This is a genomic window from Bacillus sp. 166amftsu (assembly GCF_900107445.1).
Lineage (GTDB): Bacteria > Bacillota > Bacilli > Bacillales > Bacillaceae_G > Bacillus_A > Bacillus_A arachidis.
The window spans coordinates 398,608-424,712 of sequence record NZ_FNQA01000001.1; the positions used below are offsets into that span (position 1 = coordinate 398,608).

Annotated in this window: 29 protein-coding genes; 7 read left to right on the top strand and 22 right to left on the bottom strand. The window is 35.5% G+C overall.

The window, feature by feature from the left end:
- Positions 1-4: 4 nt before the first annotated feature.
- The 3 genes from pdhC to pdhA form a co-directional block, all read right to left on the bottom strand.
- Positions 5-1,318 carry a pyruvate dehydrogenase complex dihydrolipoyllysine-residue acetyltransferase gene (gene pdhC / locus BLV40_RS02245; protein WP_090687299.1) on the bottom strand — a complete coding sequence of 438 codons (1,314 nt, stop codon included), beginning with the start codon at positions 1,316-1,318 and terminating at the stop codon, positions 5-7.
- Between the two features lie 92 nt (positions 1,319-1,410).
- Complete coding sequence (gene pdhB, locus BLV40_RS02250) at positions 1,411-2,388, bottom strand: pyruvate dehydrogenase complex E1 component subunit beta (RefSeq protein ID WP_000068166.1); 978 nt, start codon at positions 2,386-2,388, stop codon at positions 1,411-1,413.
- Positions 2,389-2,391: 3 nt separating this feature from the next.
- Entirely contained in the window at positions 2,392-3,507 is a 1,116-nt protein-coding gene (gene pdhA / locus BLV40_RS02255) for a pyruvate dehydrogenase E1 component subunit alpha (protein WP_026590188.1), read from the bottom strand.
- A 513-nt stretch (positions 3,508-4,020) separates the two neighbouring features.
- On the opposite strand from pdhA, the gene BLV40_RS02260 reads away from it, so the two are divergent.
- Both BLV40_RS02260 and def read left to right on the top strand, forming a co-directional pair.
- Positions 4,021-4,215, top strand: a complete 195-nt coding sequence (locus BLV40_RS02260) for a YjcZ family sporulation protein (RefSeq protein WP_090687301.1) — start codon at positions 4,021-4,023, stop codon at positions 4,213-4,215.
- A gap of 194 nt (positions 4,216-4,409) precedes the next feature.
- On the top strand, positions 4,410-4,964 hold the full coding sequence (gene def, locus BLV40_RS02265) for a peptide deformylase (RefSeq protein ID WP_026590186.1): 555 nt from the start codon (positions 4,410-4,412) through the stop codon (positions 4,962-4,964).
- Positions 4,965-5,044: 80 nt separating this feature from the next.
- Here the strand turns inward: def and BLV40_RS02270 are convergent, their stop codons facing one another.
- Positions 5,045-5,818, bottom strand: coding sequence for a Cof-type HAD-IIB family hydrolase (locus BLV40_RS02270; protein WP_026590185.1), 774 nt, complete (start codon positions 5,816-5,818; stop codon positions 5,045-5,047).
- A 589-nt stretch (positions 5,819-6,407) separates the two neighbouring features.
- Between BLV40_RS02270 and BLV40_RS02280 the strand changes: the two genes are divergently transcribed.
- Both BLV40_RS02280 and rnjA read left to right on the top strand, forming a co-directional pair.
- Positions 6,408-6,620 carry a DNA-dependent RNA polymerase subunit epsilon gene (locus tag BLV40_RS02280; protein ID WP_090687303.1) on the top strand — a complete coding sequence of 71 codons (213 nt, stop codon included), beginning with the start codon at positions 6,408-6,410 and terminating at the stop codon, positions 6,618-6,620.
- 3 nt (positions 6,621-6,623) lie between these two features.
- Positions 6,624-8,291 (top strand): ribonuclease J1, encoded by a 1,668-nt coding sequence (rnjA, locus tag BLV40_RS02285; protein ID WP_026590183.1) that lies wholly within the window; start codon positions 6,624-6,626, stop codon positions 8,289-8,291.
- Between the two features lie 48 nt (positions 8,292-8,339).
- Here rnjA and BLV40_RS02290 read toward each other — a convergent pair whose 3' ends face one another.
- From BLV40_RS02290 to BLV40_RS02345, 12 genes are all read right to left on the bottom strand, one after another.
- On the bottom strand, positions 8,340-9,053 hold the full coding sequence (locus BLV40_RS02290) for a potassium channel family protein (RefSeq protein ID WP_051588525.1): 714 nt from the start codon (positions 9,051-9,053) through the stop codon (positions 8,340-8,342).
- 35 nt (positions 9,054-9,088) lie between these two features.
- Entirely contained in the window at positions 9,089-9,955 is an 867-nt protein-coding gene (locus BLV40_RS02295) for a cytochrome c oxidase assembly protein (protein ID WP_026590181.1), read from the bottom strand.
- Positions 9,956-10,208: 253 nt separating this feature from the next.
- On the bottom strand, positions 10,209-10,667 hold the full coding sequence (locus tag BLV40_RS02300; protein ID WP_026590180.1) for a TlpA disulfide reductase family protein: 459 nt from the start codon (positions 10,665-10,667) through the stop codon (positions 10,209-10,211).
- A 73-nt stretch (positions 10,668-10,740) separates the two neighbouring features.
- A complete protein-coding gene (locus tag BLV40_RS02305; RefSeq protein ID WP_026590179.1) occupies positions 10,741-11,289 on the bottom strand; it encodes a peroxiredoxin in 549 nt (182 codons plus the stop codon).
- A gap of 205 nt (positions 11,290-11,494) precedes the next feature.
- Positions 11,495-12,625, bottom strand: coding sequence for an N-acetyldiaminopimelate deacetylase (locus tag BLV40_RS02310; protein ID WP_026590178.1), 1,131 nt, complete (start codon positions 12,623-12,625; stop codon positions 11,495-11,497).
- A gap of 60 nt (positions 12,626-12,685) precedes the next feature.
- On the bottom strand, positions 12,686-13,408 hold the full coding sequence (gene dapD, locus BLV40_RS02315) for a 2,3,4,5-tetrahydropyridine-2,6-dicarboxylate N-acetyltransferase (protein WP_026590177.1): 723 nt from the start codon (positions 13,406-13,408) through the stop codon (positions 12,686-12,688).
- Positions 13,409-13,479: 71 nt separating this feature from the next.
- Complete coding sequence (locus tag BLV40_RS02320) at positions 13,480-14,316, bottom strand: LysR family transcriptional regulator (RefSeq protein ID WP_269321427.1); 837 nt, start codon at positions 14,314-14,316, stop codon at positions 13,480-13,482.
- A 427-nt stretch (positions 14,317-14,743) separates the two neighbouring features.
- Entirely contained in the window at positions 14,744-15,187 is a 444-nt protein-coding gene (gene cbpB / locus BLV40_RS02325) for a cyclic-di-AMP-binding protein CbpB (protein WP_026590175.1), read from the bottom strand.
- A gap of 249 nt (positions 15,188-15,436) precedes the next feature.
- On the bottom strand, positions 15,437-15,628 hold the full coding sequence (abbA, locus tag BLV40_RS02330; protein WP_026590174.1) for an antirepressor AbbA: 192 nt from the start codon (positions 15,626-15,628) through the stop codon (positions 15,437-15,439).
- A gap of 83 nt (positions 15,629-15,711) precedes the next feature.
- Positions 15,712-16,230 (bottom strand): ribonuclease H-like YkuK family protein, encoded by a 519-nt coding sequence (locus tag BLV40_RS02335; RefSeq protein ID WP_026590173.1) that lies wholly within the window; start codon positions 16,228-16,230, stop codon positions 15,712-15,714.
- A gap of 74 nt (positions 16,231-16,304) precedes the next feature.
- Positions 16,305-16,454 (bottom strand): hypothetical protein, encoded by a 150-nt coding sequence (locus BLV40_RS02340; protein WP_090687304.1) that lies wholly within the window; start codon positions 16,452-16,454, stop codon positions 16,305-16,307.
- A gap of 264 nt (positions 16,455-16,718) precedes the next feature.
- Entirely contained in the window at positions 16,719-16,955 is a 237-nt protein-coding gene (locus BLV40_RS02345) for a YkuJ family protein (protein ID WP_000055151.1), read from the bottom strand.
- Positions 16,956-17,188: 233 nt separating this feature from the next.
- Here BLV40_RS02345 and BLV40_RS02350 point away from each other — a divergent pair, with 233 nt between their 5' ends.
- Complete coding sequence (locus BLV40_RS02350; protein WP_090687306.1) at positions 17,189-17,425, top strand: glutaredoxin family protein; 237 nt, start codon at positions 17,189-17,191, stop codon at positions 17,423-17,425.
- 24 nt (positions 17,426-17,449) lie between these two features.
- Here the strand turns inward: BLV40_RS02350 and BLV40_RS02355 are convergent, their stop codons facing one another.
- The 4 genes from BLV40_RS02355 to fadH form a co-directional block, all read right to left on the bottom strand.
- The gene (locus BLV40_RS02355) at positions 17,450-17,944 is read right to left on the bottom strand and encodes a DUF3993 domain-containing protein (protein WP_026590171.1); all 495 of its coding nucleotides are present in this window, start codon (positions 17,942-17,944) and stop codon (positions 17,450-17,452) included.
- A gap of 35 nt (positions 17,945-17,979) precedes the next feature.
- A complete protein-coding gene (locus BLV40_RS28365; RefSeq protein WP_170833598.1) occupies positions 17,980-18,126 on the bottom strand; it encodes a hypothetical protein in 147 nt (48 codons plus the stop codon).
- Positions 18,126-19,343, bottom strand: coding sequence for an EAL domain-containing protein (locus BLV40_RS02360; RefSeq protein WP_026590170.1), 1,218 nt, complete (start codon positions 19,341-19,343; stop codon positions 18,126-18,128). The genes BLV40_RS28365 and BLV40_RS02360 overlap by 1 nt, the downstream gene beginning before the upstream one ends.
- Positions 19,344-19,607: 264 nt before the next feature.
- Positions 19,608-20,372, bottom strand: a complete 765-nt coding sequence (gene fadH, locus BLV40_RS02365) for a 2,4-dienoyl-CoA reductase (protein ID WP_026590169.1) — start codon at positions 20,370-20,372, stop codon at positions 19,608-19,610.
- Positions 20,373-20,825: 453 nt separating this feature from the next.
- Between fadH and BLV40_RS02370 the strand changes: the two genes are divergently transcribed.
- Both BLV40_RS02370 and BLV40_RS02375 read left to right on the top strand, forming a co-directional pair.
- On the top strand, positions 20,826-21,683 hold the full coding sequence (locus BLV40_RS02370) for a metallophosphoesterase (protein WP_090687308.1): 858 nt from the start codon (positions 20,826-20,828) through the stop codon (positions 21,681-21,683).
- Positions 21,684-21,782: 99 nt separating this feature from the next.
- Positions 21,783-22,001, top strand: coding sequence for a hypothetical protein (locus tag BLV40_RS02375; RefSeq protein WP_026590167.1), 219 nt, complete (start codon positions 21,783-21,785; stop codon positions 21,999-22,001).
- Positions 22,002-22,306: 305 nt separating this feature from the next.
- Here BLV40_RS02375 and BLV40_RS02380 read toward each other — a convergent pair whose 3' ends face one another.
- Positions 22,307-24,415, bottom strand: a complete 2,109-nt coding sequence (locus BLV40_RS02380) for an RNA degradosome polyphosphate kinase (RefSeq protein ID WP_090687310.1) — start codon at positions 24,413-24,415, stop codon at positions 22,307-22,309.
- Positions 24,416-24,523: 108 nt separating this feature from the next.
- On the bottom strand, positions 24,524-26,062 hold the full coding sequence (locus BLV40_RS02385) for a Ppx/GppA family phosphatase (protein ID WP_026590165.1): 1,539 nt from the start codon (positions 26,060-26,062) through the stop codon (positions 24,524-24,526).
- Positions 26,063-26,105 lie beyond the last annotated feature (43 nt).

A 26,105-nucleotide genomic window follows, 5' to 3' on the forward strand; every position in this document is an offset into this window, starting at 1 on the left:
GTTATTACGCCTCCATTACTAATAATTGTGGGTCATTCAATAGACGTTTAATTTGGTTTAATGCTTTTTGAGCAGTTGCGCCGTCAATTAAACGATGGTCAAAGCTTAGAGATAATGCTAATACTGGAGCTGCAACGATTTCACCGTTTTTCACAACTGGCTTCTCAGCGATACGGCCGATACCAAGGATTGCTACTTCTGGGTGATTGATAACTGGAGTGAACCATTGTCCACCTGCAGAACCAATGTTTGTAATTGTGCAAGAAGCACCTTTCATTTCAGCTGGAGCTAAACGACCTTCACGTGCTTTACCAGCAAGATCATTGATCTCGTTAGAAATAGTGAAGATTGATTTACGATCTGTATCTTTAACAACTGGTACTAATAGACCTTTGTCTGTATCAGCTGCGATACCGATGTTGAAGTAATGTTTATGAACGATTTCTTGAGAAGCATCGTCTAAAGCAGTATTCAACATTGGGAATTCACGTAATGCAGATGTTAAAGCTTTTACAACGTATGGAAGGTAAGTTAATTTAATACCTTTGTCAGCTGCAACAGCTTTGAACTTCTTACGGTGAGCAACAAGTTCTGTTACATCTACTTCATCCATTAATGTTACGTGAGGAGCTGTATGCTTAGAGTTAACCATTGCTTTTGCAATCGCTTTACGGATACCACTCATTTTCTCACGAGTTTCTGGATATTCACCAGCTGGGATTGGTTGTGCTTTTGGTGCTTCTTCTTTTGCTGCTGCTGGAGTAGCTTCTACTGCTGCTGGAGCCTCAGTTGCTGCTACAGTTTGTCCACCATTTGCAAATGCATCGATATCAGCTTTCACAACGCGGCCGTTCTTACCAGAACCAGCTACTTTATGAATATCTACACCTTTTTCACGAGCATATTTACGAACTGATGGCATAGCGATTACGCGCTCATTTACTACTTCAGCAGTTGCTGCTGGAGTAGCTTCAGCAGTTGCTGCTGGAGTAGCTTCAGCTTTTGGAGCTTCTTCTTTCGCTTCTTCAGCTTTTGGAGCATCGTCATGGTCGTCACCTTTAAATTTAAGGTTTTCGTATCCAGGAGCATCAAATTTAATTAATGTATCTCCAACTACTGCAACCGTACCTTCTTCTACAAGTACTTCAAGTACTTTACCTTTAACTGGAGAAGGGATTTCTACTACTGCTTTATCATTTTGCACTTCAAGAAGTACATCGTCTTCGTTTACTTCGTCGCCTGGTTTAATAAACCATTTTACGATTTCACCTTCGTGGATACCTTCACCGATATCTGGTAGTTTAAATTCAAATGCCACGGAATTCAGCCCCCTGATTCATTTCTTTATTATGGAATATGGCAAAAGAAATCAGCATGTGCTGATTTCTTTTGCACATGAAAAACTAAAAATTAGAAGTTCATTACTTTGTTTACAGCTTCAACAATATCTTTATGGTTTGGTAACCATACGCTCTCAGCTTGAGAGAATGGGAATACTGTATCAGCAGCTGCAACACGTACAACTGGAGCTTCTAAGTTTAAGATTGCACGATCGTTAATTTCCGCTACAACGTTAGCTGCAATACCAGCTTGTTTTTGAGCTTCTTGAACTACAACTACGCGACCTGTTTTTTCAACAGAAGCGATGATTGTTTCGATATCTAATGGTTGAACTGTACGTAAGTCAACAACTTCTAAAGAGATACCTTCTTTTTCAAGTTCTTCAGCAGCTTTTAATGCAGCATGAACCATAGCACCGTAAGCGATAACAGATACATCTGTACCTTCACGTTTGATATCAGCTTTACCTAAATCAATTGTGTATTCGCCTTCTGGTACGTCTTGACGGAATGAACGGTACAATTTCATATGCTCTAAGTAGATAACTGGATCGTTGTCACGAATCGCAGAGATTAAAAGACCTTTTGCATCGTATGGAGTAGATGGGATAACAACTTTTAGACCAGGTTGTTGAGCCACTAATCCTTCTAAGCTATCAGCATGTAATTCTGGAGTATGAACACCGCCACCAAATGGAGAACGAACTGTTACTGGAGCAGTCCAACGTCCACCAGAACGGTAACGCATACGAGCTAATTGTCCAGAAATAGAATCCATTACTTCATAAACGAAACCGAAGAATTGGATTTCTGGAACTGGACGGAATCCTTCAAGTGCAAGACCAACTGCAAGTCCACCGATACCAGACTCTGCAAGTGGAGTATCCATTACACGATCTTCACCGAATTCAGCTTGTAAACCTTCAGTAGCACGGAATACACCGCCGTTTACACCAACGTCTTCACCAAACACAAGTACGTTAGGGTCATTTTTCATTTCAACACGTAAAGCATCAGTGATTGCTTGAATCATTGTCATTTGAGCCATGGCTTACTTCGACTCCTTTTCTTTATAAATTTCATATTGTTCAGCTAAGTTGTAAGGCATTTTTTCGTACATGATTTCCATTAAATCAGTTACTTTTTGTTTTGGAGCTTGGTCAGCCTTAGCAATTGCTTGTTTGATATCTTCTTTTGCTTCTTCGATTACTTTTTCTTCTACTTCTTGAGACCATAGGCCTTTATTTTCTAAGAATGTACGGAAGCGTACGATTGGATCTTTTTGTTCCCATTCGTTTTCGATATCTTTTGTACGGTAACGAGTTGGGTCATCACCAGCCATTGTATGTGGACCGTAACGGAATGTTAGAGTCTCGATTAGAGTAGGGCCTTCGCCATTTACTGCGCGCTCACGAGCGAAAGCAGTTGCTGCGTATACAGCTAATGGATCCATACCGTCTACTTGAATTCCGTAAATACCTGCTGCTACTGCTTTTTGTGCTACAGTTTTAGCTGCAGATTGCTTTTCTACTGGAGTAGAGATTGCGTAACGGTTGTTTTGAACAACGAAGATTGCTGGAGCTTTGAATGCACCTGCAAAGTTCATACCTTCGTAGAAGTCACCTTGTGAAGCACCACCGTCACCAGTGTAAGTAATTGCAACAGATTTTTTACCACGTAGTTTCATACCTAACGCAACACCAGCAGTTTGGATGATTTGCGCACCGATAATGATTTGTGGAGCTAGTGCATTTACATTCTCAGGCATTTGGTTACCCATGAAGTGTCCACGAGAGAATAAGAATGCTTGGTATAATGGTAATCCGTGCCATACTAATTGTGGTACATCACGGTATCCTGGTAAGATGAAGTCTTCTGCTTCAAGTGCGAAATGACTCGCTAATTGAGAAGCTTCTTGTCCAGCTGTAGGTGCGTAGAAACCTAAACGTCCTTGACGGTTTAAAGAAATAGAACGTTGGTCTAATACGCGAGTATACACCATACGACGCATTAATTCTTTTAATTGATCATCAGATAATTCAGGCATAGCTGCTTCATTCACAACTTCGCCGTTTTCATTTAAAATTTGTAATGTTTCAAATTGAGCTGCGATAGCTTTCATTTGCTCATCAACATTAAATAGGGTCTTTTTTGTTTTAGTACCCATTCCGTTCACCTCTTCCTCTCTTGAACCATATTCTGAAACGCTTTCACTAGAAATTCACTAGTACGAAAACGTAACCATGTAAACCGACAGGAAACCTCGCCGGTTGAGAATAATTTTGTGTACCTAACAATCTGTACTAATGTTTTTTCAGAAACATATTAATACAATCTTGATCACGTTTTTTAGTTTACAACTATTCTAATCACGATGTCAATTACTTTGGTTACGATTTTTTTATGAATAACATTAAGGTTTCCACTATACATTGTTGTTTTTATTTTCACATCTGTATTAGTAAGCAATAACCTACTGTTATATTATTCCCTATTTAACCTGTTTTCCATCGTAGAATAGTATGTAAACGATTTAATTCTTCTTAGTTTTTCTCTCTTTATAACAAAAATATGCAATCACTTCTTCCTTTTCTAGGCGAATGTCTATACACTTCTAACCACTCTTCCATACCTTATAATAACCGCAGTATTAGCGGGAAATGATAAAGGAGGTCATCTCATGTACGGATACACATATTGTTATCCAACTTGTTCATATCCTTCCTATGGATACGGAGGTTCTTACGGAGGATACGGAGGTTCTTACGGAGGATACGGAGGTTCTTGCGGAGGATGTGGATACGGACGGGGCTTTGCTTTAATCGTTGTGTTGTTTATTCTTTTAATTATCGTTGGTGCTGCTTGCATTCGTTAATGTAAAACAAAACAACTATAGAAAGAAATAGGCGGCTCTGCCGTCTTTTCTTTTTTTACCAACCAATCGCTAATAATAAAATTACAGCACTAGTCATCCTCTTTATTTGCTTAATTTATATATAGGTACTATGTACTTTCTCATGACTTTTTTCAGCTCCTTTGGTAGACTAAAGGAGAAAGGAGAGATTGTGAATGCTTACAATGAACGATGTAATTCGTGAAGGAAATCCCATTCTACGAGCAGTAGCAGAAGAAGTACCTCTGCCAGCAAATGAGGAAGATACACGTGTACTACGAGAAATGATTGAATTTGTAATGAACAGTCAAAACCCTGAAATGGTTGAAAAATATAATTTACGTCCAGGAATCGGGCTAGCTGCACCACAAATTGGTATTTCAAAAAGAATGATTGCTGTTCATGTTACTGATACAACCGAAACTTTATACAGCTACGCTTTATTCAATCCCAAAATTATTAGTCACTCTGTTGAACGTACATACTTATCAGGTGGCGAAGGATGCCTATCTGTAGATCGTGAAGTTCCTGGATATGTTCCACGTTATACACGAATTACAGTTAAAGCAACTACCGTCGATGGTGAAGAAGTAAAATTACGTTTGAAAGGGTTACCAGCGATTGTATTCCAACATGAGATTGACCATTTAAATGGTGTAATGTTCTATGATCATATTAATCAAAAAAATCCTTTTGTAGCCCCCGAGGATGCAAAACCTCTAGAACGATAAAGAGCAGAAGCAATAGCTTCTGCTTTTTACTACTATTATCATATTACTCCTCTTATAGAATGGTTCTCACACCATATTACCTAGAGTAAACCAGCCCACTGCAAACCGTGAAGAATCCCATCTTCACTAACATCTTTCGTCACATAATTAGCAAGTTTTTTCAAATCGTCGTGACCATTCCCCATCACAATCCCCGTTCCTACTGCTTCAATCATTTCTAAATCATTTAATCCATCTCCAAAAGCATAGACCTGTTCACGCCTAAACCCTAATTTCTCAATGAATTTTTCAATTCCCTTTGCTTTAGAACCACCATTTGGGATAATGTCCATAGAATACGCGTGCCAACGAATAAAATGAAAATCTGGATAATCATAAATGAACTTTTTTTCCTCACCCGCTTGGCAAAAAAGAAGCGTTTGATAAACGTCACGATTTTCATAAAAACTTGGCTCATATAACGGATGCTCAAATTGCAGACTTCCGAAACTTTCTTTTACATAATTATGATATTCTACTGTTGCCTTCATATCCTTATGATCTAAATAAACAAGTGGATATCCCTCTTGCTTAGCAAACGTTGTAAAAGTATGTAATGTATTAGGGTGTAATGGATTTTTAAATATAACCTCATCTTCAAATACAACATATTGGCCATTAAAACTAACATAATTATGAATGTTAAGCTCATTACGAATGTCTTCAAACATGAAAGGTGCACGCCCTGTCGCAATTGCCACATGTACTCCTTTTTCTTGTAACGTACGCACCGCTTCTCTTGTAGATTGTGGAATTTTTTTATCGTGATCTAACAATGTTCCATCAATATCAAAAAAGACGATTTTATTATTCATTTTCAAAACCCTTTCTAAGCCTTCTATATTCCTATTTTGACTACTTCTTTTCAAATCCTAAAAAAAAGTATAACATATTAAACATCTGTGAAGAAAGCGTTCACTTTCTAACCTTATTTACGAAATATGCATATACTATTAAAAGAACATTAATAGTAGTTTGAATGAATTTTCTTTTCTAATCTACCTCATACTATATTTATAACCGGGGGCATACTGCCTGTGAGAGCAAAAAACGGAATATAAGATTACGTCTGCATGAGCCAATAAGATCACTGAACATCAAGGCGGCGATTCCCTCATTTATCTTCTATGGTTTTCTAGTATGTGGAGATGAAGAGTTACTACTAAATAAGAATTAAGTATGCATGTTTAAAATAAGGAAAGGAAGGAGTAATCATGCTGAAGAAGCTGAAGAAAAAGCTAAAACAATATTTAAACGATTTAGTCCGTAAAAAGACAATGGCTTAAATTGTGCCCATTTCGGGCTTTTTCTTCATTCTGATTCGAAAAAACATGAAAATCATAACTATTTGCTTTATAATAGGTAACAGATAATGCAAAACATAGACAAGGAGAGGTTTTCCCAATGATTTTTAAAGTATTCTATCAAGAAAAAATGACTGAGGTTCCAGTGCGTGAAAATACAAAAGTTTTATATTTAGAAGCGGAATCCGAAAAAGACGTTCGTACAAAATTGCAAAAGTTCGCATATAATATTGAGTTTGTCCAATCTGTTACTGGTGCTCATCTTGAATACGAAAAACAAAATGCTGATTTAACATTAATGGAGCTCGTATAATTTATGAAATTCCTAAAAAATGATCAGGTAGCCGTTTTCGCTCTTGGCGGACTCGGTGAAATCGGCAAAAATACATACGCTGTTCAATTTCAAGATGAAATTATTATAATTGATGCTGGAATTAAATTTCCAGAAGACGAACTTCTCGGAATCGACTATGTGATTCCTGATTACACTTATTTTGTACGAAACGAAGATAAAATTAAGGGGTTATTTATTACTCATGGTCACGAAGATCATATTGGTGGTATCCCTTACCTATTACGTCAAGTGAATATCCCAATTTACGGCGGGAAATTAGCAATCGCTCTAATTAAAAACAAATTAGAAGAGCACGGATTATTGCGAAAAGCAAAACTTTACGAAATTCAAGAAGACGATGTTATCAAATTCAAAAAGACATCCGTATCGTTCTTCCGCACAACACACAGTATTCCAGATTCATACGGTGCTGTGGTAAAAACACCGCAAGGTCAAATTGTTCATACAGGAGATTTCAAATTTGATTTCACACCAGTAGGCGAACCAGCAGACTTAACGAAAATGGCGGAAATCGGTAAAGACGGTGTACTTTGTCTCTTATCTGATAGTACCAATAGTGAAGTCCCGAACTTTACAATGTCTGAACGCCGCGTCGGCGATAGCATTCAAGATATTTTCCGCAAAGTAGAAGGTCGCATTATCTTTGCAACCTTTGCGTCAAATATTCATCGCTTGCAACAAGTTGTTGAAGCTGCCGTCGAAAACAATCGTAAAGTGGCTGTATTTGGTCGAAGCATGGAAGCAGCAATTGAAATTGGTCATGATCTCGGTTATATTCGCTGTCCAAAAGATACATTTATTGAAGCCTCTCAAATCAATCGACTACCAGCTAACAAAATCGTTATTTTATGCACAGGTAGTCAAGGTGAACCAATGGCAGCACTTTCTCGTATCGCGAATGGGACACACCGCCAAATTCAAATTATTCCTGGTGATACAGTTGTCTTCTCTTCTTCACCAATTCCAGGAAATACAGTTAGCGTAAGCCGTACAATTAATATGTTATATCGCGCTGGCGCTGATGTTATCCATGGTAAGCTTTCAAACATCCACACAAGTGGACATGGTGGACAAGAAGAACAAAAGTTAATGCTACGTCTTATTAAACCTAAATACTTTATGCCAATTCATGGTGAATTCCGCATGCAACGTATGCACATGAAATTAGCAAACGATTGTGGTATTCCAGAAGAGAATTGCTTCATCATGGACAATGGTGATGTTCTTGCATTACGTTCAGACGAAGCAAGTGTTGCTGGAAAAATCCCATCTGGCTCTGTTTATATCGATGGAAACGGTATTGGTGATATTGGTAACATTGTACTGCGCGACCGTCGTATTCTTTCTGAAGAAGGACTTGTTATCGTAGTTGTCAGCATTGATATGAAAGAATTTAAAGTTGCTGCCGGACCTGATATTATCTCTCGCGGATTCGTTTATATGCGCGAAAGTAGCGATTTAATCAATGATGCTCAAACACTGATTACAACGCACCTTGAAAAAGTAATGGAGCGAAAAACAACACAATGGTCTGAAATTAAAAATGAGATTACAGACACATTAGCACCATTCTTATACGAAAAAACAAAACGTCGTCCAATGATTTTACCTATCATTATGGAAATATAAAAAAAGACAATGCTTACGAGCATTGTCTTTTTTATTTTACGTTCTATCTTATCTTAAGAAGTGCTTAAAGCGATTTACTTCATCATCATGACCAATTACAATTAAAATATCTCCCGATTGAATATTTTCTGTAGCTCGCGGGGAAACAATAACTTCCTTCCCTCGCTTAATTGCAACAATGTTTAATCCAAACTTCGCTCGAATATCCAATTCAATTAACGAGTGACCATCAATCTTTTTATTAGCAATAATCTCTACAATACTATGCTCATCAGAAAGCTCTAAGTAATCTAATACGTTACTTGAAGCAATATTATTCGCAATTCGTTTTCCCATATCACGTTCAGGATGGACAATATGGTCTGCCCCTATTTTAGATAACACTTTTTCATGATAATCATTTTGAGCTTTTACCGTAATATTTTTCACACCTAGCTCTTTTAAAATAAGCGTAGTTAAAATACTTGCATTTAAATTATCTCCGATTGCAACAACAACATGATCAAAATTACGAATACCTAGGCTTTTTAACACCATCTCATCTGTTGAATCTGCAATCACTGCATGCGAAGCAATATTGGCAAATTCATTAATTTTATCTTCATCTAAGTCAATAGCCATTACTTCCATACCTAATTGGGCTAATTCACGACAAATACTGCCTCCAAAACGTCCAAGTCCGATGACAGCAAATTCTTTCTCTTTCCCACTCACATGAATTCCTCCAATAACATCAAGTCCTATCTCTTTCCATTGTAGCATATTTTATATTCACCACAAAGCTTAGCGAATTGCACTTATTTTTGCTTCTCTATATAGAAATACTGTTGTAAATAAAACGCAATAATACAAACGAGCATACCAAAAACAAAAATGTTTCCAAACGAACTAAACGTTTGAAACACAAATAATAATGTTTCTTGACCAAAAAAGGCAAATAAGAGTTGTATAAAAGCAAATAAGAGCGCCCAGTTATAATGTTGTTGATGAAATAAATAATGAGTTGCTCCTAAAAATGCACAAAACGAGATGATAAAAATCCACCATGTTTCTAAAAAAACTTGCCATCCTGCAAAGTTATACCCATTTACAACAAGTGCAATGATTCCAATGACAAGCATTGTAGGGACGCTCCAAAATAACGCTCGACTTCGAAAAAATCGAATTCCATTAGAATCACCTTTTTTATTTGCGCAATATGTTAAAAATGCCGCACTTATATACAGGACAGAAAAAATTGTTAATACGATGATTAACCAAAAATGTAATTGATTGTATTCATGTTCGATATTCGTAACAATAGCTGCTAACATACCTGGAATCAACATACCTGTCCATCCATCAATTTTCCTTTCATTCCAAAACACAGCATTTCCTATTCGAATGCCTAAAAGCATAAAAATAATGACACCAATTACAAATAAGGTTGTCTTATTTCCAACTATGCTTGTTGAAAAAGCAATTAAACCAATAAATAAAAAAAGAACAAATCCATTCATAATCTCTAATACAGGTGATAAATAACCTTTCACCCATTTATATGTTTCTTCATATTCGCATTTATTCTTTAAACGATATGCATAAAAACTTATGCCGAAATAAACCGCTGCAATAATAACATATGCATACAAAAAGAAACATAAGATTGCGCTGCCAATCTGCACCTAATCCCCCACCCTTTTATCTATGTATCACATTGATTTTACACATTTTTCACATGAAAAGTAAACTAAAACATACAGTTCCATTGCTTTGAGTCAAATTTTTATTATTAAATCCACACCCTAGATGTATATCTCTCATTTAACCTACTATTTATAAAACCAAAAACCCCCTAATGAAAAGGAGGTTTTTTGCACATATCAAAAGAAATTTCTACTTCCAAGCCGTCTAGCATGTAAATAGAAAATCCACCTTTTATTCAGCTTCTTTTTGCGCTTCATCTAACACACGATTTACTCGTTTCGTTAGCATTTGCATCCCGCTTCCACCCGCTTGGAAATGACGAAGTACACCATTTTTATCAAACACATAATACGCTGGCACATATTGATTTTCAAATGAATCTGTAATCTTATGTTGATTGTCCACTAAAATAGGTTGGGAAATTCCATGTTCTTTTGCAACTGCTTCCACTTGCTCAAGGTTTAAGTCTTCTTCTGAACGTGGCATATGAACGGAAACAACATTTAATTGCTCTTTATACTCATCACGAAAGTTATTAATATTTGGCATTGCTTCTTTACATAAGTGACAACTAACTGACCAGAAATGAATAAGTGTGGGTTTTTCACCAATTAGTGATTCACGTACAACTTCTCCATTTAATACTTTTGTTGCACCATCTAAAGAAGGCATTGATTCGCGTAATTTCATTATTTTTCCTCCTAATACATGTAGAGAAAGGCCTAACAAAATATTGTTAGACCTTCTATAGTTTACAATAAAATTAAACGTTTAAAGTTGCTTGACCTGGTTTCCAGTTTGCTGGGCAAAGTCCACCAGTTTGAAGAGCTTGAAGAACACGAATTACTTCATCAACTTCACGTCCGATGTTGTTGTGATGTACAACTTGGTACATTAATTCGCCTTCTGGACTAATAATGAATAAACCACGAAGTGCAATACCTTCTTCTTCAAGTAATACACCGTAGTCACGAGATACTACATGGTTCGTATCTGCTGCTAACGGATAATTTAATTCTCCTAAACCATTTTTCGTACGATCAGTGTTAATCCAAGCTAAATGAGTGTGGATTGTATCAGTAGATACACCGATTACTTCTGCATCTAAATCTTCAAACTCATCATAACGATCAGAAAGTGCGATGATTTCTGTTGGACATACGAAAGTGAAATCCATTGGATAGAAGAAAAGCACTGTCCATTTGTCCTGTTTCATAACTTCTTCAAGACTTACTTTACCAAATTCTTTGTTTGGCATAACAGCGTCCATTTCAAAGCGTGGCGCTTGTTTTGCTACCATACGTTCTGCCATATGTATCAACCTCCATAAATTTTTATCATATATGTCCACTCTTGTAGTATATAAGAGGAATCAGTTTTCAGTCAATTTCAATTGGTAATCATTACAAAACAACTTACTATCAACTTTTCCCTCCACCTACCATTATAAAGTATTGTGTTAGAATTACAAAAAAAATGCATTATATCTTATAATTTCTCAATTAAAAAGAACAGGTTTAAGACCTGTTCCCTTTCCATTTTACATATTGATTTAAAAATGAAATGGTCTGTTCAATCACTTCTTCCTTCGGTTGTAGTTTTGCATGATGTAAACCATATTCTGAGTCTACTCCAAGCCAGAACATAAACCCTGGAATATCACGAAGCATATAACCAAAATCTTCTCCTGTCATCGCTTCTGTACATGTAACAACATTCATATTTGTTTGTTCAGATGTAAATGTCATAAATTCTCGCGTTAACGCACCATGATTATACACTTGATGATACATGGCTCCGTAATCAATAACAGCTTCACATTGAAACGCTGCTTCAATTCCCGCCACAATTGCTTCAATTCGACTTTTCACTCGTTTCATTGACTCTACAGATAATGTTCGAATCGTCCCTTCTAAGCGAGATTTTTCAGCAATGATGTTTTGAACTGTACCACCTGTAATTTTACCAATTGTAATAACAGCGCTATCAAGCGGATTCACATTGCGGCTAATTACAGATTGAAGCTGTGTAACAAGATGACTCGCTGCAACAATCATATCATTCGCTGTATGTGGATATGCCGCATGTCCGCCTTTTCCTTTTAAATCAATATATAATTCTGATGTATTTGCAAATAACAATCCCTCTTTTGTCGCAATTGTTCCTACTGGATACTCAGGTGCGATATGAAGACCTAAAATCATATCAGGCTTCCATTCCTTCAACTCTTCACTTTCTAACATAGGAAGAGCTCCTCCTGGGCCTTCTTCAGCTGGTTGGAATAGAAAGACAATGTCATCATCTATTCTTTCATTTATAGTAGCTGTTAAAAGTCCTAAACCGATAGTAGTATGCAAATCATGACCACATGCGTGCATCATCCCTTCATGAGTAGAAGCGAATTCATAACCAGTCTCCTCAGTAATCGGTAAACCATCAATATCTGCACGATAACCAATCATTTTCTCCGGTTTTTTGCCATTCACTTTAACGATTACACCTGTTTTCCATGTTTTAACTTCAATATATTCCTTAGGAAGAGTATGAATATACTCTAAAATATATTTTTGCGTTTTCCATTCCTTAAATCCTAATTCCGGAATTTTATGTAAATCCCTACGAATTTGTACAAATTTACTGACTGTCATGTCCGCACCACCATTTATAAAAAGCGTAAGGGCATGAATAGTCCCTTACGCTTTTTGTTTTTATTTTTCTGGGTTTAATTGACGAAGTTCTTGTTTAATTTCTGTTTTTGCCTTTGTCTTCTCATCAATTTCTTTAATAACACGCGCTGGTGTTCCTGCAACTACTGTATATGGTGGTACATCTTCCGTCACAACCGCACCCGCTGCAACAACTGCACCTTTACCAACTGTTACACCTTCTAGAACAACTACATTTGCACCAATTACAACGTCGTCTTCAACGATAACTGGTTTTGCAGAAGGTGGCTCGATAACACCTGCAAGTACCGCACCAGCACCAACGTGACAGTTTTTACCTACTGTAGCACGTCCGCCAAGCACTGCATTCATATCGATCATTGAGCCTTCACCGATTACTGCACCGATATTAATCGTTGCATTCATCATAATAACTGCATTATCACCGATTTCAACATGGTCACGAATAATCGCACCTGGTTCAATACGAGCTTTAATACCTTTTAAGTCAAGCATTGGAATTGCTGAGTTACGACGATCGTTTTCGACAACATAATCTACAACGTGCTTTTTATTTTCTTCAAGAACTGTCTTGATTTCAGACCATTCTCCAAATAAAACACCAGCTTTTTTATTTACAAACGCTTGTACTGTTTCAGGGAATGTTACTTCTTTTAAATCCCCTTTTATGTATACCTTTACAGGAGTTTTCTTCTCACTTTTTTGAATAAACGAAATAATTTCGTTTGCATCCATCATTTTCATGCTTGTTGCCTCCTAAATCCATTTATAATGTTACTCTACCAAACGAAAGAGCTACTAGCAAGACAATAATCTTATTTTTCCGCTTGAATTTCTTCTATAATATCTAAAAACGCTTGTACTTGTTTAAGTTGCCTTGCAGAATCACTTGTCAATAACCACGTTTCTCGATTCAACTGAACCGGTGTTTTATATGTCTTTTCTCTTACTTCTTTTAAAACAGTGGAGGGCAACAACGCATAACCAATTCCATTTAAAACGAGCTGCTTACATGTTTCAATTTGATCAACTACAATCGTTCGTTTAGGAGGATTAGAAAATAAACCGTACCACCAATTCTGTATTTGTCCATAGTATGTCGAATCGCTTTTAAATTGTATAAACGGTCTGTTGGTATCTTTCAACATAGAAATATCTTTAATTTCTGTATCAACTAAATACAGCTCATCCTCAAATAGTTGCTCTTTATGCCCTTTATATTCTTGTTTCCCTCGTAATATAGCTACATGGACATCGCCTTCATAAAATTGCTTTTGTACTTCACTACTCCACCCTGTAAAAAGAGAGATTTTAACAGATGGGTATTTTTGTACAAATTTCTTTAAAACAGGTGGTAACCAGTATTGTCCAATCACAGAGGCAACCGCTATCTTTAATGTTCCGTATGTTTCCGTATGATAGATTGCTAATTCACTTTTAATGGCCTCTTCTCTCTGCAACATATCTTTCGCATAATTGGCCACTTTTTCTCCTTCTGGTGTAATTGTCAATCCTTTTTGAGAACGGATAAAAAATTTCATTCCCCACTGTTTTTCCATTGATTGTAATCGTTGACTGAGTGCAGGCTGTGAAACGAATAAGCGCTCCGCAGCTTTTCTCATATTGGATTCCTGGGCTAAAACAACCATCATTTGAAAATCATCAATTTGCAACTTTCTCCCTCTTTCCTTATCTTACATGTAACTATCTAACCTCAATATATACGTTGCACCATTCTCTAACATGCAATATTTAATTACTATTTCCAAGAAGCTTGGGTGAATTATGATTTCCCCTAACCTTTTATACCTGTTTAAACTAGCCACTCTACATATAAGTACAAATTGAAAAAACGACATAAAACCTAATAAGAGCATCCAGCCATGCACCAAAGCAGCCAGATTCTTTTCCTGCCCCAGCCAAATTAAAACAAAGAGAAAAAACAAGTAGCAATCATCTATCGTTCCTCGTAACAGTGACTTATGCGTCGAAAAATCAAAATGCCTTTATATAAATACGTAAAAGAGATGCATGATAAAAAAGCGACTTCTCTTTTTATTCGAAGTCGCTTACCCTTCTTTATCGATTATATTGTCTTACTTTTTTGTTCAGCAATTTCAAAATAGCACGCCTTGTTAAAATCCCTTCGAAGTACCCATCATTGTTTACAGCACAAATAAATGGATGATCAATTGTCATTTCTAACGCTTTAGCAAATGAATCTTCAAGTCTAAGATTCGGAATGTCCTTTTTCATTACATTCTCAACTTTCATATCTTCAAGTTTTTCAAATTCAATACGTTCTAACCCTAAAATCCCATCCAAAATCATAGCAGTACTTATTAATCCATGCAATTTATACATAGGATCTAAAACAGGAATTGCTGAATATCCAGACTTTACAAGAACAAGCAAAGCATGTTCTAAGCTATTTCCAATTTGAACATGCGCAACTTTTTCTGATGAAATCATTAAATCCTTAACAAGAACTTGTTGAAACTCATCTTTCGGAATACTAATCATATTATATCCCCCACTTTTTCTTCCTTTTTCCTGCTAACATGATCTCCAATAGACAATTCATAAGAACCTTACTGTTCACAGTTAATCATATCCACGGCTAAAAGTTTCACTTTATTTCCCATTTCTATTCATATCTTATGATAGCGTTTTCATATTATTATTTTGTCCTAATTTTATTCCAACAAAAATAATGATACACAGTTCATTCTACCATAGAACACAAAAAAAAGACTACCTTTCTGGTAGCGCTTAGTATCCTTCATTTTTCAATCGATTAAATAGCCTTGTAATTCTTCTATATTGGGAAATATCAGTCTCTTTTAAACCACTTTCAATATCTGTAAGCTCAACAGCGAGAATTTCACTAGCATAGTTTTGTCGAAACAAAACATCTAACAACAAACTTTTTTCCTCTTTTGTTAAAGTAAAACTCTTCTGCATATACTCCTCTCCTTATACCTTTTTCCTTAGTATTTATTATATAAAATATTCGCTTAGTTTAATAGATGAAAAATTCAGTTTTTTTATTTTGTGTAGCGATTTGCATAACTAAATGCAGCATAGGCATCAGGTTTAATTTTTGCAGTTAGCCCCATCGCCTTCACCTTCGTTGTCATATCAGAAATAAATTCTTTTGTTAGTCCATCATTTCCTATATCTAAGTGAATTTCCATTACAAACCCCGCTCCTTCATGAGCATATGGATGTAACAACTCCCATATACGTCTTATATGTTCTGGCGTAAACAAATAAGCGACTTCTTGACTAAACTGTGTTTCTAAATATATTTTTTCACGTAAAGTAGTTGGTTTTTTACGTACCGCTTTATACCTTAAGCATCCCCATGCTCCTTTCCCAACACGATGAATGTGCACTGCCGTAATAAAACGGGTATCTTTTTGATGTGCTTGTGAATCTGTCCCAATAGATAGACGATACAAATTGCGTGGATCCCTTTCAATAAAATTACAAATACGTAAGAATACTGTTTCAAAATCCATATGCCTCTCTGACACGTTATAAAATAGATATTCACCGTTCACTTAGTCACGTCCCTTCAATTAGACAGACTTTTTGCATTCTCATTGTATGGGACAAAAGAGTAAAATATGACTTATTATCCTTTACTCGTTTCTATATTTCGAACAGAATACTTACATGCTGGACAGATATAAATTACATTCTGATTAGATTGCGCTGTTAGTACATGATCCATTTCAAATGACATATGGCATTTGGGACAAATAACAATTGGTAGTCGTTCCATATTTCACATTCCTTTCAAACTTTTAATACCAGTGTAGGAACAACCAAAAAATCTTATACATATAAAGTGAAACTTTAATCAGTGGGGGGCTTACTGTCCATTAAGGCGGGATAACGTGAAGCTTCCATCAAGATTTTACAGTTCATTATCTCCACATATCTTTTTCAATTCTTTATCCTTTTACTATCTAGTAATAAAAAATAAAATCTTTTATTAAAATCACCAAAAAAGGTACCGTGAGAAACGGTACCTTTTTTGTATGTATCAAGAAATAATGTCGTAAATTTCAATTGCAACCATATCAATGTTATCGAATTGATATACTTGTGGCTTTTCGCCTTGTTGATACACTTCTAACTCATACATTTCACTTTTATCGAAAAATTTCACGCTACATTTGCGTTCACCGTTCACTTCAAAATAGCGTTGTGCTACTTCACCGCTTTCAGCTTGTTCTTGTAGACTAACAAGTCGAGTTAAAATTCCTTGGAGTAGAGACATGAAATCTCCCCTTTCTCTAATCTTCCTACCAATAGGTTTTACAGCTATACTCATTCTATCCGTCATAACAGAAAAAATGTTCCACACTCTAGGATAAAGCTTCTTGGCGAGAAACTCAACTAAAATTTGTCGAAAAAAGAAGTAAAAAACAGAAAGAAAATCTTTTTCTTCCTTTGTTGCGGTTTTTGTAGCTGCAGAATATAATAAAGAGCAGAAAAAGAGGAGGGTTTATAATGAAAAAAGTAGAGGTTTATACACAACCAGATTGTCCACCCTGTTCCATTGTAAAAGAATTTTTAAAACATAATAACGTAACGTATGAAGAATTCGATGTAAAAAAAGATACTGCAGCTCGCAATCGTCTTTTATATGACTATGATTCATATTCAACTCCAACAGTTGTCATTGACGGTGAAGTTGTTGCAGGTTTTCAAATTGAAAAGCTACAACAGTTACTAAATATAGAATAGGAATAGGTGACTATGCACCTATTCCTATTCTTTTAACTCTTCTAACTTTTTCATTTCTGTTAAAAGTTCCTGACTCTCATGATACCCCGCTAATTTCCATTTTCCTTTATCCTGTTGTAATGTTACTATTTGATATTGATCATTTTTTGACCGTTCATATACATACAAAAGGTGATGTTCTTCATCATACAACATTTTAGTTGCCGAATTAAATGAAAAAGGTGCTTCTTTCGTAGGAAGTAAATATTCACCACTTTGTTTATCATTCCTACTATTTTCATCTGTAAAAACTTGAAGAAAATTATCTGTAAAGTACAGTGATAACGCATCAACCATTTTATTCATCGGCAAGTGCTTCCCACGAATTGAAAATTGTGCCTCGTATCCCTTTTGAATCGTTGTAAATACTTCTTTTCGATCCACTTTTATCTCTTCTTTACCAAGAACTGTTGTAACACTGTACCCAACCAGAAAGGCCATACATAGAAAGAGAACAAACCAAATTCCATATTTTTTCATTCTTTCACCTTCCTTTAACAGAGCTTGTCTTTGTATTATTCATTGTAACAATGATTATGCAAAGAAAGGGATGGTTTCGTTCGTAAAATCTTTACAATGATAGACAGCATTTTCACCATCATTTTCACTATTACCAATTTATGATAAAACCAAACAAAAAATGCACGAATTGCTTCGTGCATTAAAATAAAACATCCTCCTCGTATAGAAATTCATAGGACAAATCAATAAATAAAAAATTCTCATCATCAATTGGAAATGAAAATGTTCGCACCATCTCCCCTGTTTCTATATCTGCATATAAATCCGAGAGTCTTGCTTTATTTTCAAATCTCATTTTCATTATATTTTCTAAAAAGTACGGGCGCCAGCTCCAATTTTTCATATAATACTCTGGCATCACAATCCATTCACCATCTTTTTTCATAATGTTTCCCGATTGCTGAAAACCATCTTCATTACAAATAAAGATTCGAAAACTATAATGCGATACATGTTGACTAAAATGTAATAACCAATCATTAACGTCTTCATTCTTTTTCTGCTTAGATAAAACATTCCCAACTTGATCACGTAATGTTTCTGTTAATTGATAAATTTTTTGTAGTTTTTTCTTTTCATGTTGAATAAATTGATGACATTCATTACCGAGACGTTCTTTTAAAATATCTGCTTCAATAAAATCTGGAAAACACTTTTTTAAATAATTGCCTTGATAATATCTCCCGCCATTTTTCCAAGCATATTGTAACTGGTAAAACGCGTCAATTTCTTCATATAATAATGTCGCACCAATTCTTCTTGCGAGTAGTGACAAAGAATATAAAATATCTTGATAAGATTGTAAAAGTGCAGTTTGTCTTAAGTTCGTTAAATCTACCTTTAAAATGTCAGGTGCTAGTACACTAATTCGTTCTAGATTACTCGTTCCTGTTCCGACTTTATTAATTGAAATTTGAATTCCATATGTACGGTAATACATAAGTAAATGATTAAATTGTTCTATATCTGCCTTACACTCGTGCTCTGTTATTTCTAAAACGATATGGCCTAAGTTCAATCCTTTTTTTTCATACATTAACAGTAAATGAAGTAAACTTTCTTCTTCATCATTCATTAATATGTTTGCACCCCGATGTATAAACAATAAAAAATCTTGATTTGTTTCTAAGTAGCGCTCTAATGCTTTTTCTACTATGACATTATCTGCCTCTAATTGGAATTCTCCCGGAATGGAATCATCGCGAAAAAAAGAAGCAAGACTTTGTATCCCATCTTCCGTTTGGATACGTCCTACTACTTCATATCCAATTACTGTATGTTCATCAGCACTAAAAATAGCTTGATAATAAGGAAGGACTTTATCCAAATTACTCATCACATCTAATGCATCTACCAAAATGTTTCCCTCCCTTTACTTTTCAAAATTATAACACGGTATGTATAGAAAAATAATAAAAAATCCCTTCAGTTTTCCTGAAGGGATTAGAGGGGTAAAATGCTAAGGGGAATTAGCAATTCTACTATGAAGAAAAAAGAGGTCTTAAATATACCTTATAAAAAACCTATTGTAAACACTTTTCTACCATATGTCACAAATCCGTCACATTTTACCTCACATGAATGGGAAATAATCCCCAAGTTTCACTCTTATATAATCCCTTTAAAACGGATATTGGTGCAAATGCTGTCCACCATCCATTGTCATACACGTTCCATTTATGTATGCTGCTTCATCAGAGCATAAATAAAAAGCTAAACCTGCAATTTCTTCTGGCGTACCAAGTCGACCAAGTGGGACGCTTCGCAGTGTACGTTTGGCTGCCTCTTCTGAAATCCATAATTTATCCGCGCCACCTGTTCGTTCGATTGGTCCAGGAGCAATTGCATTGACACGAATACCATATTTACGCCCCCACTCGACAGCGAGCGTTTTTGTCATTGCCAACACACCTGCTTTCGCTGCAGCAGAATGAATAACACCCGGTCCTGCATCCCAAGCATACGTCGCTACCATATTAATTATATTTCCTTTTATCCCCTTTTCAATCCAATACTTTCCTACTGCTTGACTGCAATAAAAGGTCCCATTCAACACAATATTAATAACCGCATTCCAGCCATTTATCGATAAATCTTCTGCATGACAAAGAAAATTACCTGCTGCATTATTTACTAAAATATCAATACGTCCAAATTTTTCATCAACATATTCAATCATACGCTTTATATCTTCTATATTTCGAACGTCCATTTGTACTGTCAATACTTGTCCTGCAAATTGCTCAATCTCTTTTTTTGCTTCTTCAAGCTTTTCTTGTGTACGCCCTGTAATAACAACCCGTGCTCCTTCCTTAGCAAAACGAGCTGCCATTCCTTTTCCCATTCCACTTGAACCACCTGTTATGATCGCTACTTTTTCTTTCAAAATATCCCCTCCCAAAAAATGAATACACATTCATTTTACCACTTTATTTCATAGAAATCTTTATATTTTTAAACTTTTCTGATATCTTTAGATAAGAAAATCACTTTCTCTGTAATATTTCTTATAATCTATATAAATCCATTTTGACTTTTCGACATATAATTCTCTGTTATGAAGAGGAAAAAGTGACCCACACTTGTTTTCTCTCTTTTTTCACTTGATATGGGCATGAAAAGGATTCGAACACTTCTATACATGGCCAGACGCTCTCTCCCACCTAAAAAGTAGCCTTTGGTCGGCTTTTCAATTTGTATTTATATATGGCTCTTCAATATCCAAAAATACACTTTTGAAACAAGAAATAAACAGAAAGGAGATCCAAGTGACCTATAATGAATTGCCTGTATACCTTATAAACTTCCTTTTGTATACTATAGGTTCGCTCATATTCCTATGAAACAAATTACGAGAAGAAACTTTATAAAAACAGGAATACGCACTTTTCTCTATACTTGTGTTACAGGTGGTCTTGGTTATTACTATGCAAAGTATATAGAGCCGAACTTTCTCTCTTTAACACATCATACACTTCGTTCTTCACTCATTCCAAAAAACTTTCATGGTATGAAAATCGTCCAATTTAGTGATTTACATTTGGGGTACTATTTTTCTCTCCAACATCTTTCTACAATTGTTTCTAAAATAAATGAAACTACGCCCGACATTGTACTTTTTACTGGTGATTTAATCGATGACTACCAAACATATAGCGAAACTCCTTTTGTTTCTTCAATTTTACGAAACATTCGTGCGCCCTTTGGTAAATTTGCAATCTACGGAAACCATGATCATGGGGGATATGGAACCGAATACTATAGTCAAATTATGAGTGACGCAGGTTTTGAAGTATTACAAAATACCGAAAAACGTATTCGTTTATTAGATAATAGTGAAATTTCTATTTTCGGAATCGATGACATGCTTCTTGGTAAGCCAGAAATCGATGTAACATTACACAATGTGCAGAAAGAGCTATATACAATTGTGCTCGTACATGAACCTGATATAGCCCCTAAAATTGCAGAATTCCCAGTAAATCTCCAACTTTCTGGGCATAGTCATGGGGGACAGGTACAACTTCCCTTTTTAGGAGCGATCGTTACCCCAGCACTAGCAAAGCATTACATTGAAGGATTTTATCATATTCAAGAATTACTTCTTTATGTAAATCGCGGTCTTGGAAGGACACGTGTTCCATTTCGTTTTTTATCCAAGCCTGAAATTACAGTATTCACTCTTCAGCACTTATAACCTATAATTGCCTATTTTCTTATATATCCTTTCTTGTACTCGCTCATCCATGCTATTTCACCATATGATAACAATGAGTCCAATAAAGGAGGTTTTTTCATGTACCCATACCCTCATCCCTATCTAGTTCGTTCAGGACCTATTGGCCCAGTAAGTGACTCACGCATCTTACCATTCTTCGGTGTCCCATTCTTAGCAGGACTTGCTGGCGGCTTAATTGGCGGAGCATTAGCATTCGGCCCTAGACCACCTTACTATCCTCCATATCCACCGCCATTTCCTTGTTATGGAAGTCCGTGCCAACCATATTATTATTAATATAAACAAAAACTATGAAAAAAGCCCCTTAACTTACAAGAGGCTTTTTTCGCCGTATTCTCATAATCTTGCATTCAGGAGTTTACTTGCTCACAAGTTATTACACTTAACTATTTAATATATGTAAATTCATTTTAATTCGTTGATATACCAGTCACTGCTAGGAAAATAAAACATGGCCTCCACTCATGCTTTCCCTTTATTTTCACTTAACATGGGGAGAAAAGGATCTGACCACTTCTATGCACGGTTAGATTCTCTCCACCTCACAAAGGATGGTTTTATATCGTTTTCCAATTTACACATTACTCTGCATCAGTATTTTGATAAGCCATCTTAAATAATTTCACTTGGCTATCAATCTCTTGGGAACCATTATTTATTATATAATAGTATTCACCATCTTTATTTTGTTCACGTGTTTTTACGTTATCCGCTAAAATAAGCTGCAAAATTGCTTTGATTCTTGCTTTCATTTCAAATCCTACAATCGGAAATGATATTTCTACCCGTTTTTCCATGTTCCTTGTCATCCAATCTGCTGAAGATAAGTAGATTTTTTCATCCCCATTATGATGAAAATAATAAATACGACTATGTTCTAAATAACGTCCAACAAGACTAATCACCCGAATATTCTCACTCACGTTTTTAATACCAGGCCGCAAGCAGCACGTTCCTCTAACAACAAGTTCTACTTTCACTCCAGCTTGCGATGCTTCATATAGTTTTTGAATTAAAGGTTTATCTGTTAACGAGTTCATCTTTGCAATAATACGTCCGTTTCCATATTGCTTATGATAGAGAATCTCTTCATCGATCAATTCCATAAATTGATGACGTATATCGAACGGTGCTACTGATAGGTGATGGAAATGTGGCTTTGTTGTATAACCACTTAAGTAATTAAAGAAATTGGTCGCATCTACCCCAAAGTCTTTCCGAGATGTAATATATCCAAAATCTGTATATAACTTTGCCGTAGCATCATTATAATTTCCCGTTCCTAAATGGACAAATCTTTCAATCTTCCCGTGTTTTCTTCGTACAACAAGCGTAATTTTACTATGCGTTTTCAAATGACTTACACCATAAATAACGTGGCAACCAGCTTGTTCAAGTTCCTTTGCCCAATGGACATTATTTTCTTCATCAAAACGGGCTTTCAATTCAACAAGCACCGTTACTTGTTTCCCCTTTTCAGCTGCAATCTTTAACGCCTGAATAATTGGAGATCCTCCACTTACACGATATAACGTTTGCTTTATTGCTAGCACATTCGGATCATCAGCCGCATCACGTACAAAGTCAATAACTAGCTGAAAAGATTCAAATGGATGATGTAGTAAAATATCATGCTCTATTGCTTTTTCAAATACATCTTCTTCATCATCCAAATCTTGAGGTGGCTGCGGTATAAGAGCGGGGTAAACCAGATGTTCATATAAAGGTGCTAATTTTTTATATAGGGAAAATAAACATGTTAGGTCTAATGGCCCATCCATTATATATACATCTTCATCTTTCAATTCTAGCACTTCATACAGTAAAGCTAACACTCTTTCATCTAAATGCTCTTTGCCAATTTCTAAACGAACAGCCGCTCCCCATTTACGTTTTTTTAACTCTTTTTCAATTACTTTTAATAAATCCCTTGCACCCTCTTCATGAATTGTTAAATCCGCATTACGTGTAATACGAAAACGAGTAACAGAGGATACTTTATATCCTGTAAACAACTTATGAGTAAAGCTACTAATTACATCTTCTAATAATATAAATTTATGTTTTTGATCTTCGCTTGGTAAAAAAATAAAACGTTCGAGCAAAGATGGCACTTGAACGATTCCAAGCTTCGTTCGATTCTCTTCCTCTTCTTGCTTTTCATCATACAGAATAGTAGCTAAATTTAAACTTTTATTTAACAACATAGGGAATGGACGATATGCATCTATTGCGACAGGTGTTAACACCGGGAAAATTTGTTCATCAAAATACTCTTCAATAAATTCACGCTGTTCTTTCGTTAAATCTTGAAATGTTAGCGGCTCAACACCTTCTACTTCAAGCGCCGGCAACACCGTATTTTTAAATGTATTATACTGAACTTTCATTAATTCATGAGCTTTCATGGCAATTTTATTCAGCTGCTGTTTTGGTGTTAATCCAGCCTTATTTTCCGGTTGATTGAATCCCGCCTTTACTTGATCCTTTAATCCCGCAACACGTACCATAAAAAATTCATCCAAATTTGAACTAAAAATACTAATAAACTTTAATCTTTCTAAAAGTGGATTACTTTCATCTTGCGCTTCTTGCAATACACGTTCATTAAAAGCAAGCCAGCTTAATTCACGGTTATTATAGTAAGCAGTATCATTTAAATTCACAGCATTTCCCTTTATTAATTCCATTTCCCTCACACTTCCCCTTGAAACTTTTTCAATATAATTTAGTTACATTTATTGTAACAAATTCCAATTTATAAAAGTGTAAATTTTTTGTAAATATGTCCGTACAACTTAACCTTTCTCTTCAAACACTAGGTGAATGTTCATCTTTAATGCTTTTTCAAGTTGTTTTTTCTGCTTTTCTGCCTGTACCTTTTCTGCTAAAGCCGATTGTTCACACACAATATGAAATACAAGTTCCTCTTTATTTTTCTTCACTTGAATCGTTTCAATTAGTTCCCTTTGCCTCACATTTAAGGAAGCAGAAAATTGTAAGATTGCTCCTAACAAACGAATCTTTTTTTGTTCACTTTTATCAAACCATCCTTCAAATGGCTCCAAATGCTGCTTAAATAACATTTTCGACTTATAAGATGCAATAAGTGCAAGTCTAATACGCTCTTTATGCATCATGCCGTCAATTGTCTTATTCGCCAATAGATAGAATGTATGTAAACGGCTTGCTTCCGCATCTATATATTTCCCAATATTAAATACCTTGGCAGCTTGATAAAAGACCTCCCAATCTTTTTCTGAAAAAGAGATAATTTCAGACTCTTCAAGTTGTGTACAAATTAACGTTCCTTGCTTAATGAGTTGAACCACAAAGTTCATATCCATTTCATATTCATAGGACAATAAGTGTAAACTCTCTTCTATCACATTTGGGTAATAAGAAACACCTAAATTTTTTGTAAGTTCCTCATAGAAAACACCTTCTCGTAATCCTTTTCTACTTAATACAAATGACGGAGCTTGTATAATATTTGTTAGCATATAAAATACTTCTACCGCTGGAATAATTGTATCAGCTCGATCTTTCGCTAACCCATCTAGCTTCTGCAAGTCTGTAAAAGAAAGACTTTCTAATTCCTCTTTTACACCCTTTATATCCACTTCCTTCATCTTATATAAATGCAAACCGGCTATCGGATAAGAAAGAAAATTTTGATGAATTTTCACCATATTTCGAGCACTTCCACCTATCGCAATAAGAGGTAGCCTTTTGCCCTTTAACCAAGGTAACGTTTGAAATTGGTACCATAAATACCTTCTTAGTTCCTCTAATTCTTCTATCGTTGGTATTTCATTATGAATAAATTGTTTTTTTAAAGAAAGCGCACCAAAAGGAAAGCTATAATATTCTATCATTTCTCGGTCTCGAAAATATGTAACCTCTGTACTCCCCCCACCAATGTCGACAGTAATCCCTTCAGTAAAAGAAGTCGAATTCATCACAGCTAAGTAACCATAGCGTGCCTCTTCATATTCAGATAAAACCCTAAGTACAAAATCAGTTTTTCCTTCTACAAGTTTTTTAATTTCTTCTTGGTTCTTTGCTTGTCTAATTGTTGCCGTCGCAACGCAAAGTATATTATGTAATCCGTGAAACCTTGTACTTTCTTGAAATTGAAGTAGTGTTTGGAGCAGTATATGCATTCCCTCTTCTATGAGCACACCATCTATTAGATAATTTCTTAATCGTGCAACAACTTTTGTATTTTCAATTTCCTTATAAAAACCTCCATTTTGTTTTTCATAAATCACCAGTCGCATCGTATTTGAACCAATATCAATAATGGCATATTGCTGTTTCAATATATCTTTCACACTTCTCACTCTTTCATCATTGAAATTCTAGAATTCATTCCTA